6 protein-coding genes are annotated in these 12,684 nt (G+C 44.3%); 1 reads left to right on the top strand and 5 read right to left on the bottom strand.

Annotation, left to right across the window (positions count from 1 at the left end; genetic code table 11):
• Window positions 1-65: 65 nt before the first annotated feature.
• From potE to KHN78_RS20020, 4 genes are all read right to left on the bottom strand, one after another.
• Window positions 66-1,376: a putrescine-ornithine antiporter gene (gene potE / locus KHN78_RS20035; protein ID WP_128813397.1), complete on the bottom strand. Its 1,311-nt coding sequence runs from the start codon at window positions 1,374-1,376 to the stop codon at window positions 66-68.
• A 63-nt stretch (window positions 1,377-1,439) separates the two neighbouring features.
• On the bottom strand, window positions 1,440-3,620 hold the full coding sequence (gene speF, locus KHN78_RS20030; protein WP_211918446.1) for an ornithine decarboxylase SpeF: 2,181 nt from the start codon (window positions 3,618-3,620) through the stop codon (window positions 1,440-1,442).
• A gap of 433 nt (window positions 3,621-4,053) precedes the next feature.
• Window positions 4,054-4,500 (bottom strand): helix-turn-helix domain-containing protein, encoded by a 447-nt coding sequence (locus tag KHN78_RS20025; protein WP_128813399.1) that lies wholly within the window; start codon window positions 4,498-4,500, stop codon window positions 4,054-4,056.
• A 709-nt stretch (window positions 4,501-5,209) separates the two neighbouring features.
• Window positions 5,210-6,331, bottom strand: coding sequence for a tetratricopeptide repeat protein (locus KHN78_RS20020; RefSeq protein ID WP_211918444.1), 1,122 nt, complete (start codon window positions 6,329-6,331; stop codon window positions 5,210-5,212).
• Window positions 6,332-6,851: 520 nt separating this feature from the next.
• Here KHN78_RS20020 and pulA point away from each other — a divergent pair.
• Window positions 6,852-10,841, top strand: a complete 3,990-nt coding sequence (gene pulA, locus KHN78_RS20015) for a pullulanase-type alpha-1,6-glucosidase (protein WP_211918442.1) — start codon at window positions 6,852-6,854, stop codon at window positions 10,839-10,841.
• A 198-nt stretch (window positions 10,842-11,039) separates the two neighbouring features.
• On the opposite strand, the gene KHN78_RS20010 is transcribed toward pulA, so the two are convergent.
• Window positions 11,040-12,662 carry an alpha-amylase family glycosyl hydrolase gene (locus KHN78_RS20010; RefSeq protein WP_211918440.1) on the bottom strand — a complete coding sequence of 541 codons (1,623 nt, stop codon included), beginning with the start codon at window positions 12,660-12,662 and terminating at the stop codon, window positions 11,040-11,042.
• Between the last annotated feature and the right edge of the window lie 22 nt (window positions 12,663-12,684).

The raw sequence follows: 12,684 nt of genomic DNA, 5'->3' as shown, positions 1-12,684 counted from the left end.
TTTTGGCATCAAAGGTTAAACAAAAAGCCTTCCGCACTGCGTATGGGAAGGCTTATTTAATATCACTAGTTTGCTAAAGGCTCATGCTTTGAAGCAATAAGACCATAAGCACTCCAGCCTAAGAAAGTCACAATTGACCCCCACATCATAGCTTCATAACCAGAACCATACAGTGCATAGAAGCTGTACAGAGAACCGACAAGAGCAATGATGTTCGTCGTTTTCATTTCGCGCTCAGGCACATGCGCTACTTGCTGCATGATGAAGATAGCGCCCATGCATAAAATGTAAGGAATAACATTCGTCACAACCGCTAGGTTAACCAGTGATTCAAATTGCTCGTTCAATGTTGGTGAGATGGTCATCAAAGACAGCACCGACTGGATAACCGTAATGGCCACCATACCTTTGATTGGAGTGCCGCGTTTATCAACTTGTGAGAACAATTTAGGGAAGAAGCCTGCATCTGAAGATGATTTGAATACGGATGCGATAGTGAACTGCCAACCCAGTAGTGAGCCTGCACAAGCAAGAACTGCCATGCCCGCAACCACTTTACCAGCCGTAGAACCTAGCATCACTGTCCATACTGTTGAGAATGGCGCTGTCGATGCAGCAAGTTCAGAGTTCGCTACGATACCAGAACAGATGTTGGTTGAAACAATGTAAACCACTGCCGCAATCAGCGTACCACCCAAAACGGCGATTGGTACGTTTTTCTCTGGGTTTTCTACGGCTTCTGAGTTCGCACATGCCGACTCTAAACCTAGGAATGCCCATAGCGTCATTGCGATAGATGCACTCACCGCTTCACCAAATGGTAAGTGGTGTGGGTTCCAAGCTTCGATGTACATCGTTGGGCTAAAATAGAACCAACCCACAATACCTAAAGAACACACAGGCAGGATGACGCCCCAAACCGTGAACGATCCGATTTGACCTGTGATCTTCGCACCACCAAAGTTAGCGAATGTACAAATCCAAAGGATAGCGATGGTGTACAAACAGGTTTCTACCGGCGTTAAGGTCACTTCAAAGAAAGCCGAGCCATAGCCAACACAAGTAATTGCAATCGCAATGTTGGCTATCAACAATGACAAACCATACGTCCAACCCGCCATAAATGCACCCGAGTTACCAAACGCGTACGACGCATAACCATTCATACCACCGTCACGTTTACTAAAGCGACCACACTTTGCGAATACATAGGCAAGAGCCAACGACCCCATCGCGGTAATCAGCCAAGACAAAATCGAAATCGTGCCTACTTGCGCTAACTTACTTGGCAGCATGATGATGCCCGAGCCAGCCATGTTAATGAATGTCAAAATGGTTAGCTGCACCACCGACATTTTTTTGGTTTCAGTACTCATAAATTATTCTCCACGAATAAACGGTTCGCACTGCAACAACCAGTCACAGTGCGAACGGGTAGATTAATCTTTTAGGGCATAACAATGGGCAGTGGTGCGGCCATTGACGTCTTCTAGGTACACACCTTGGATCTCTGGTGCAAAGCCTGGGAATCGGTTGATACCCTCTTCTAACGATAAGAAGTAATCGACAACATGTTGTGTCCACACTTCACCAGTGATCACACAGATGATGCCTGGAGGGTAAGGAAGTGCGCCTTCTGCAGCGACACGACCTACCGCTTCTTTAAGTGGTAAGTAATCACACTCACCGCGGAAGTATTTGCGTGTCGCAACGTCTGGTTTGTGAACCATGGTTGGGAAGTATTCGCTTCGGAACATCGCTTTTTGTAGCTGTTTCACGTTCAGCTCTTTGTACATGTCATGCATTTCCTGACATAGCTGACGAATAGTGTAGCCGCGGTAGCGTTCTTTATTCGCTTCGTAAACGCGAGGTAGCACGATGTTTAGCGGCGCATCATCACGAATGAACTTCTCGAAGCGGTTAATTTGCGCGACAAGGTGACGGATCTTACCCATGTCCTCGGCTGGCGTGAGCAAGAACAAGATAGAGTTCAAGTCACACTTCTCTGGGATGATGCCGTTTTCACGTAGGAAGTTAGCCAACAACGTTGCAGGAATACCGAAGTCTGCATAGCTGCCATCTTCAGCAATACCTGCTGTGGTAAGTAGCAATTTACAAGGGTCAACAAAGTACTGGCCTTCCCCGTAACCTTCGAATTTGTGCCAGCTCGCGTTTGGCTCAAACATGAAGAACTTCTTGTTACTTGCGATAAGATCAGTGTCGTAGCTGCCCCATGGTTGACCATCGACTTGATCTGGAATGAACGGACGGATCAGCTCACAACTTTTCAGGATTTCTTTACGTGCTTCGATACCCGTCTTAACCGCATCACGCCATAAGCGTAGACCCGCTTCGCCATCGTGGATCTTCGCGTTCACATCCAATGCTGAGAACAGCGCGTAGAATGGCGAGGTGGATGCGTGCATCATAAACGCGTTATTAAAGCGTTTGTGGTTACAGTAACGAGCCTGACCTTTGATATGGTGGTCTTTTTTGTGGATTTGCGAAGTTTGAGAGAAGCCAGCTTGTTGCTTGTGAACAGACTGCGTTACGATCACACCTGCATCTTCTGGTTTCAAATCCAGCAAGAGTGGAGAGCAATCTTTCATCATAGGAATGAACTGTTCGTAGCCCACCCATGCAGAGTCAAATAAGATGTAGTCACAAAGATGGCCAATCTTATCCATCACATAACGTGCGTTGTAGATCGTACCGTCGTAAGTACCTAATTGGATGATCGCAAGACGGAATGGACGTTCATCACGTGCACGCTCTGGTGACACTTTCGCGATTTGAGCACGGATGTATTCTTCATCAAAACAGTGCTCATCCATACCACCGATAAAGCCCCAAGGGTTACGTGCCGTTTCTAGGTAAACGGGCATACCGCCGGCTTGGATTAATGCGCCGTGGTGGTTTGATTTGTGGTTGTTACGGTCAAACATCACCAAGTCACCCTCGGTCACTAACGCGTTACAAACCACTTTGTTTGAAGCAGAAGTGCCGTTGAGCACGAAATAGGTTTTGTCTGAGTTGAACACTTTTGCTGCGTGCGCTTGAGCTTGGTGTGCAGAACCTTCGTGGATCAGTAAGTCACCTAAATCAACGTCTGCGTTACACAAGTCACTACGGAATAGGTTTTCACCGAAGAAATCGTAGAACTGTTTACCTGCAGGGTGTTTTTTGAAGAATTGACCACCTTGGTGTCCTGGACAGTCAAACGCAGAGTTACCCATCTCCACATAGTGCGTCAATTGTTTGAAGAAAGGAGGAAGTAAGCGGCACTCGTATTTGGTTGCAGCTTCATTGATTTGGCGACCGTAATACTCAATCGACTGTCTTTCCAAATCAATAACGCCGGTTAACCAGACATAGTCTTCTGCTGATACCGGGTTTTCGTCGGTCACGAGAAAAACTGGAATGCCGTAACCCGTTTCTGAAATCATTTTATGCAGACCAACTTTGATATCTGCAGAGGTAATAATTGCAGCACCAACGTCAGTTAATTCTACGTGTTCTAGTGGTTTTAGAGTGCGGTTAAATTGTTCATCTAAAGATTCAGATAATAAACTGAAATCTTCTGGCATATAATTACTAACACCAATAATTAAACGTTTCATTTGAATATCTCTTATTTGTTCCATAAAAACGACATGGACAGATATTACAAACTGGATTTTTAATTTAAATTCAGAAAACAAATTTCGTGACTATACGTTCACAATTTAAAACTGAATTTTCTCGAAATAAAATTTCGCGATCTTCATCACTTTCCTTTCAACAATCCGATGATACCGGACTAGATAAACATTTAAAACGCAAAGAAATTATGTGACGACACTATTGGTTATTTATATTTAAATTATTGTGAAATAAGATTTTGTGATTTCAATCACTCAATATTTATCCACCTTGTTTTATAGAAACTGAAGTTAACAATATATAAACCCGACTTAACAATATATAAACCTCAGTTAATAACTTATCAACTACAAACAAAAAGCCATCAACATTTCTGCTGATGGCTTTTACGTAAATATAAAGTAATACTCACTAGTCAAATTGGTGACTGTCGAGCTTAACGCCATTGTTCGACCATTGCTGATACCGTTTTACCGCAATGCCTGATGAATACATGGTGTGTTTACAATCCATACATTCCACAAAGTAGAGACCACTCATTCCTGCCATGACATGTAAGTGCCTACTATCACAGCGCTTACAGGACAAGCGCTGAACTTTACTATTAACATCAACACGGCGAGCAAAATTCAGCGTCTCGTGAGAGCTCAAAGCCTCTACTGCACTGTCTTTAAAGGGATGTTCACTGAGCAAATGGTTAATGGCGTAATCGTACACCGGGGGAATCGATGTTTTTCCATTCTCTATATTGGTTATCTTAGCAACGGAAACACCCAACAACGATGCAAATTCCACTTTGCTGTATTCCAAGATAAACCTTGAAGAGATGAACTTATCTGCACTAATGATTCTCAACATACACAAATCTCTAATAGACATAAATTCGCACTAATGCGAAAATTTATGTTCAAAAAGATAAACCGGCTTTTAGACCATATTTAAAAATTCATCTAACTTTAATTTTTGGCAATACTGCAATTAAATAGAATATAAATCAACTGAGATTTTTCGTTTCAAAAATAGAAAATAAGATTTAACAATATTATAGTTAATCCAATTCATTAGATATTGTATTGCTAGAAGATACAATTAACACACAAACCATAACATTTGATTTAATAATCACAATAGTGAAATAAATATTTCATCTTGAACATATTTTTCATTCAACGCCAAGGGGTGATTCCCCTCCTTTTTCATCATTCAATCATATAAAATTCATTTCGTTCTTACTTATTTTTAAAATCGAGTCAAGATCACTTTTTTATAAAATTCATCCATTATATTGTCATTTCCAGCCATACTTCCCGGCAACATGGACGCACCCTTCTAGCAGGTAAATGATACTCAATCAGCCTTAAAGTGCTTGGTTCAGTGAGAATGAACGTGGATACCTTAACAAGGGGAAGTTCAAAGGAATTTCAGATAAGGCACGCTATAGTGAGCGCAATTCGATAGCAAAAAGCCCCACTCTTTACTGTATGTAAACGAATGAGGCTTTACGTTATTTAGGAGTGTGTTGGGGCGATAAAAAGTTCTGAGTAAAATCGAGCGCTTCTTTTGATGGCTATCTCGACGGCTCTGTTTGCTCGAATGAGTCCATCATATTTGATTCCGGCTCAAACTCTAAGGTAGTGTCACCTTGAGGGTGGACATCCATCGAAAACTCACTCAACTCTTCTGTACTAGGAAAGTAAGAGTCACGCTTGTAAACCTTATTGAGCGCTCGGATGATAGAGTGTTTCTTTACCATTCCGGAAGCGAGCTTCCTTTGCAATGGTTTCGCAATAGATTGCAAACCAACAACCACATCAACACCAATGTTTCCAGCCACTTCATCTCGTAACGCTCGGGCTGGCTCGTAACCTAGATTTGCAGACAAAAACAGCCAAATATAGGCGATGGCATTTCCTGTTTTGCTGGTATCTTTCCACGCCTCTCCGGCATGGCACATCGCTTCTGCGTTTCCACTTTCTGCAGCTCGCTCTAACCAGTAACAGCCTTTCACCATGCTCATCTCAGTCCCTACACCATTTAAATGACATAGACCAACTTGGATTTTACCATCAGCACTGTCTTGCTCTGCCGCTTTCATAAACCAATACAAAGCATCAGCACTATGACCTGACAGGTTTTCTGGTGACAATTGCCATTCACCCATATACAACATGGCAGCAATGCACCCCTCGTTCGCGGCTGCTTCAATAAGTTGCACACCTTTCGTCAAGTTTTGCTCTGTACCTCGACCAAACACAAGCGCTTTTCCGGTGGCGAATTTGGCTTCAACATCCCCCTCCATGCCAGAAATCGCTGTCCGCCAAAAGTTTGCCTGCTCTTTTAACACGACGTCTTCTCGCATTCGCTCACTCATTCGGACAACACCATACATACCAGTCACATTGTCCAGTTTCGCCGCTTTGTCATACCAGTACAGCGCTTGTTTAGCATTCTCTCGCTCCGCCTCTTTCGCCAAAAACAAAATGGTCGGGATATGTCCTGTTTCTGCTTTAAACAGACGATCCTGTCTCTCCTGCTCTCGCGCTTTTTGCATCGCTCTGCGATACGCCTGTTCTCGAGCTTTCCTCTCAGACTCAATACGTTGCTTACGCATCGATAACGAGATCATCCAAACAAATATCAGGACGAGTGAAAGGCCAGTTGCCGCAATGGCAATGCCCATACTACTCATAAATTGCCTCTTTTTAGGTCAGGGCCCATAAAAACTTCCCTTGTGAAGAAGCCTTGAAATTCTAATCTGTGCCTTGCTTTGTTAATTGTTCGATAACACCCAAAGCTAACGTTCTATTATATAACGACCGATACTATAAAATCTGAAGTTTCGAACCAAAGGTTGACGTTTCGAATCAAGGATTGTTGTGTTTATGGACAACTTAATTTTTCATGATAATTATGCGTGAAAATTTTATAGATACGTATCACAGTTTATAGGATGAGCTTTCCACCCCGAGCATCCTCCCCTCTCTCTACTCCTAATAAAATCTCACACCATTTACTGGGCTGAATATCTCACTATGTACACATTTATCCGATTTATTTGTGAACAAAATCAATTCAAATAGAAAATTATCGTTTGCAAAAAACTAAACCATCCTGCCTCACACTTTGCTGATGACGCTGTGTATTAGCATCTAGTTGAACATCTTCTTTTGGTATCTACCTCTATATTCAATAACAATGGATGTGAAAACGTGGACAATAAAACATTTAAATTATCGACAATCGCCAAAACCATATTGCCAATTCTTTCTATTGCAGCAATCAATGGTTGTGGTAGTGACAGCTCAAATGATGATGGCATCGCGCCGAGCTCAGGCCTCCACCCAGCGGGTGAGAACGAAGTTGTCATCTATTACAAACGTGATGTTGCTTCGGCTTCAACAACCAGTGATTACGACGGTTGGGGCCTGCACCTTTGGAATGGTGAAGGCTGTACCAGTACTGACCTAGAAGCAATGGGGATCGCTGACGGCGGTACGGATTGGGCAGCACCACTCCCGTTCGAAGGCATCAGCGAAACTTACGGCGCTTACTACGTGCTTAAAGTGAATCCAGATGCATCCGACCCACATGAGTGTATGAACTTCATCCTACACAAAGGCGATGAAAAAGCCTTTGGTAGTGCGAACTCTAAAGTGGAGCTAACAAAACTGGGGGAGTCTCAAGGTCTATTCGGCTTCCATGGCAGCAGCGAGCTTTACTACGAGCCAATTGCAGATCGCCCTGTCGACATTGATGGTCAAAAAGCGCATTGGTTAGACGCTGAAACCATCGCTTGGGAAGCTGCGGCAAGTGCCGATTCTATGAAGCTTTTCTACAGCTTAACCAACGACATCAAGATGGATGACGACAAGCAAATCACTGGCGGTACAGCGGTTGAGCTGACAAAAGCTGGCGACTTGTCTAATGAACTAAAAGAGCGTTTCCGTCACCTTGCTAGCCTACAAACTGCTGGGATTGATGTGGATGCCAACACATTACGTTCGATCCTGAAATCACAAATCGTGATGGTGGCTTACAACGCAAATGGCGACGTTATCTCTGCGACTGAGGTTCAAAAACCAGGTGTGCTTGATGCAGTATTTGCAGATGCGGATGCTGGTAACGCAATCGGTCAAGAACTTGGGGCGATTGTTGAGGGTAATGCAGCAACATTTAAACTTTGGGCGCCAACTGCACAAAACGTCGATCTGATCATCTACGATGAGAATTTAAAAGAAGTCTCTACGATTAAGATGACTGAAAATCCCGAAACCGGTATTTGGGCATCAGAGACACAAAGCAATGTCCTGAACCAATACTACCACTACAAAGTCACCGTTTATCATCCAACCACTGGTGTTGTAGAAACGCGTCTTGTGACGGACCCATATTCATTAAGCCTTTCTGAAAACTCGCTTTACTCACAAGTTGTGGATCTAGACAGCGCAAGTCTGCAACCACAAGGTTGGAATGATTACGATCGTCCAACGGTAAAAAAAGACGAAGACCATGTCCTTTATGAATCACACCTACGTGATTTCAGCTTTAGTGACACCAAAGGTACAGAATCATTAAACGGCAAATACCTCGCATTGACAGAAGTGGAGCGTGAGTCTGTCTCTCACCTTCAAGCATTGAAAGACGCAGGTCTAACAACGCTTCACATTCTGCCAGCTTTCGATATCGCGACTGTGGATGAAAATACAGACAAACGCGTCGATATCACAGACACCGTCGGTAAGCTATGTGGCATCAAACCTGAAGCATCCGTTTGTGAAACCGAAAGCGATACAAAAGTGATCGAAGATGTTCTAAACAGCTACGATCCAGCCACTGGTGCTGCTCAAGCACTGATGAACGATCTTCGCATGCTAGACAGTTTCAACTGGGGTTACGACCCATTCCACTACACCGTACCTGAGGGCAGTTACGCGACCGATCCAAACGGCTCTAAGCGAATTCTTGAATTCCGAGAAATGGTTCAAGCAACGCACAAAATGGATCTGAAACTTGTCATGGACGTGGTGTACAACCACACCAACGCATCTGGCGTAAATGACAAGTCGGTTCTGGATAAGATCGTCCCAGGGTACTACCATCGTCTGAACGTCAATACGGGTGGCGTAGAAAACTCAACCTGCTGTGACAACACCGCAACTGAGAACTTGATGATGGGTAAACTGATGGTTGACTCATTACTTGTGTGGGCAGATGACTACAAAGTCGATGGTTTCCGCTTCGACTTGATGGGCCACCAGCCAAAAGACGTGATGGTGTACGCGCTAGAACAAGTGCGTAAAGTTGATCCTAATACGCTGTTCTACGGCGAGGGTTGGGACTTCGGTGAAGTCGCAAACAACGCACGCTTCGACCAAGCAACGCAGATAAACATGGCAGGCACAGAAATCGGCACTTTCTCTGACCGTCTACGTGATGCGGTTCGTGGTGGCAGCCCATTCGATGGCGGTATGGATACAGAAGGTAAGCATCCACTTCGTTTCAACCAAGGCTTCGGTAATGCAGCGTATGCCAATGAAGAAACAAAAACAGATGCAGACGCAGTAAACGGCCGTTTACACAACCAAGACATCGTTCGTTTGGGTATGGCCGGTAACCTAGCAGAATTCGTTCTACTCGATTACAAAGGCGAGACTAAACTTGGTAAGAACGTAGACTACAATGGTGCTCCTGCAGGCTACACTAAGATGCCGTCTGAGAACATCTCTTACGTTTCTAAACACGATAACCAAACGCTTTGGGACAACAACGCTTACAAAATCGCAACGGGCATTTCTTCTGCTGAACGCGCACGTATGCAAACCGTATCGTTATCAACTGTCATGTTAGGCCAAGGTATTCCGTTCATCCACATGGGTTCTGAGCTACTGCGCTCTAAATCTATGCAGCGCGACTCTTACGATTCAGGTGACTGGTACAACCGCGTTTACTTCGACGGTAGTGATAATAACTGGAACGTTGGTCTACCTCGTGAAGACAAAGATGGCGCAAACTGGGAACTGATCAAAACCATCGTAGCGGATGACACAGCAAAACCAGATTCTACTGACATAGAACTAACCAAGAAACAATTCCTAGAACTACTGACTATTCGTAGCTCAAGCGAACTGTTCCGTTTAGACACCGCTCAAGAGGTCATGAACCGCGTTGATTTCCGCAACGTCGGTAAAGACCAAGTGGAAGGCTTGATTGTCATGTCTATTGATGACGGCACGTCAGCAGGTGCGGATCTAGACAAAAACTACGACGCCATCGTCGCAGTAGTGAACTCAACATCAGAAACGAAATCGTTCGACGTTGAAGGTGCAACTGGCTTCGAACTGCATGACATTCAAAAGAACTCAGCTGACATGACTGTTAAGAGTGCAAGCTTCTCAGGCGAAACCTTTACGGTTCCAGCACTAACAACAGCAGTATTTGTTCAACCTCAAAACGGTGCCCAAGGTGCAGGTCTACCAGTAAATACAGACAACAAAGACGTATCGAACATTCCTCCTTATGGTGAAGACAAGGTGTATGTTCGAGGCAGTATGAATGGTTGGAATCCAGTATCCGATTGGGCAATGCCTTTCATCGGCAATGGCATCTACTCGATGACTGGAGTGCTAGAAGCGGGTGAGCATGCGTTTAAATTTGGCGGTGAAACTTGGTCAACGGTAGATATTAGCTGTAGCTACGCAGAACAAGCTCCTGGTTCACTAGACCTAGGTAAAGAAGGTGACTGTAAGCTCTCGGTTGCAGAAGCGGGGAAATACACATTCACCTTGAATGCAGCTCATGTTCAAGATGACAACGTTGAGAAACCAGTTATCTCCGTAACGAAGGCCGCTGATGCACCAACGTTTGGCGAAACTTCACTGTTCCTACGTGGCACGATCACCACTTGGGATACGCCAGCTGAAGATTCAAGCGCGAAGTTCAACTACGTAGCCGCCGATGTTTACTCGTTAGATATCGACCTAGCAGCAGGCAGCTATGAAATGAAAATCGCAAGTGCGGATTGGGCGGGTGACACCAACTTCGGTGGAGCAGGCAATGTAGAGCTTGGCGCAGCAGTCACCATGGATGTTGGTGGCGACAGTGCAAACCTTAAGATCACGATTGCAGAAGCAGGAAACTACAACTTCCACTTCAATGCAGCCGATAAGGCCGCACCAATCGTAACGGTAACAAAAAATTAGGCACTGCTAGTACGATACACAAACTAGTACGATCACAGAAAGTACGATACATAAAAAGTGTGATACGTAAAAAGGGAAGCATGATGCTTCCCTTTTTATATCCATCTTAATCAGGACATGAAAAAGCCGAGTGTGTATCTAGTAGGGAGGTAGATCACATCACTCGGCTTAGGTTATCTCAATTTGAGGGTAAATGGTTTACTGACCGTTTGACGTCACCTTGAGAAATCGCCCTTGCAGTGGAGACATCTGGATTTGATATTGCCCATTGTTTAACGTAATTTTCTCATTCGTCAGTAAGTCCACCAACACTTGATTACTGCCAACTTGTTCTTCAGTCAAAATAACATTGTTAGCACTTTCTTTAGTATTTAGAGCAAATAAGATTTGGTCAGTGCCAGACTTTTTCAAATCGACATAGCGACCCTTACTCGCTACTAAGTTAACGCGAGAACCTTGATACAAAGCGGGGTGGGCAGCACGCATAGTCATTAAAGACTTAACGTAGTTTTTCAGGTCAACTTGGTTTGCATCCAATGTAGCTGTCACACCTTCAATCTTTGCAGTACTGCGAGCTACGTGGTCATCACACACACCTCGAATGGCACAGGTGTTGTTGTCTTCTTTCGCAGCGAAACCGTCAACTTGATCACCAATTTCATCACCGTAATAAAGCGTAATAGGTCCAGAGTATGCGGCTTGAAACGCAAACGCCGCTTTGTGACGTTGCCAATATTCTGCGTCATTCACATCAGCCAACCCACCACGTTGAAGTAAATCGCCAAAACGAACTAAATCGTGATTACCGATCATTAAGTTCGGCTGTGCATGGGATGGATATAAACGGTGCGTTTGGTAGCCATTGTCTAACCAATCGACACCTCGCCCCCCCAAGCCACTTTCATTAACCGCTAATGTTTCTACGATCCGATAACGCATCGGGAAATCAAATGCAGAGCACAATGCGGGATCGTCAGCAGCACCATACGCCTCACTTGCAATATCCGACTCACCTTTCCAAACTTCCGCGACCATATAACCCAAAGGGTGAACATTTTTACCATCAGTATTAATGTAAGTCACACTTTGTGATGCCTCATCGACCGCCTTACGAATCTGTGTCCAAGCATCCGTAGGTACTTGATATGCCTGATCCAAGCGCCAGCCATCAATTTTCAATTCTTTCACCCAATAGGTCGCAACTTCTTTGTAAAAATCTAAGCTCGCAGGGTAGTCGACAGGGTTATTTGCGCCGGCAGGAAGCAAACCAGATGGAGAGGGTTTGATCAATCCATCTTTGTGGTGACCAAATACGCCATCAAAAAACACATATAGACCGCGCTTATGTGCCTCATTGACTAATGTTCTCGCGGTTTCCAAATCGCCAAAACGTGGATCAATTTTAAAATAGTCCGTGGCAAAGTATCCCGTTGCATCCAAACGATCTGCCCAGTGATCTTGCCCATCAATCGCTTCGGACTCAAATATCGGAGTGAGCCAAATTGCATTCATGCCCAAACCTTGGATGTAATCAAGCGAGTCGATAATCCCTTGAAGGTCACCGTTGTGATGACTTGTGCCATAACCAGTACCGTGACCGATAGACGAATCACCATTCACAAAGCTTTCAACCATGATTTGATAAGTACGAAGTTGATTGCTTTGCTCTATCACATTCGTTTGGCAAGCATAGCTTGTATCCGGAAGTGGCGTACTACCACTATCACTTCCACCTGAGGAGTTGCACGCTGATAATACACTTACAACACTCAACGCGATAAGTGATTTACTCAGCAATTTATTATATCGAGCATGATGCATTAAGTTCTCCTAAATAAAATTA

This window comes from Vibrio sp. B1REV9 (assembly GCF_905175395.2).
In the GTDB taxonomy this organism is placed as follows: Bacteria; Pseudomonadota; Gammaproteobacteria; order Enterobacterales; family Vibrionaceae; genus Vibrio; species Vibrio alfacsensis.
Note: the sequence above shows the minus strand (reverse complement) of the source record. Positions and strands in the feature narration are given on the sequence as shown.

Coding starts and splice junctions, on each gene's coding strand:
- KHN78_RS20010 (WP_211918440.1), bottom strand. CDS start 12,662: ATGCATCATGCTCGATATAATAAATTGCTGAGTAAATCACTTATCGCG.
- KHN78_RS20025 (WP_128813399.1), bottom strand. CDS start 4,500: ATGTTGAGAATCATTAGTGCAGATAAGTTCATCTCTTCAAGGTTTATC.
- KHN78_RS20020 (WP_211918444.1), bottom strand. CDS start 6,331: ATGAGTAGTATGGGCATTGCCATTGCGGCAACTGGCCTTTCACTCGTC.
- speF (WP_211918446.1), bottom strand. CDS start 3,620: ATGAAACGTTTAATTATTGGTGTTAGTAATTATATGCCAGAAGATTTC.
- potE (WP_128813397.1), bottom strand. CDS start 1,376: ATGAGTACTGAAACCAAAAAAATGTCGGTGGTGCAGCTAACCATTTTG.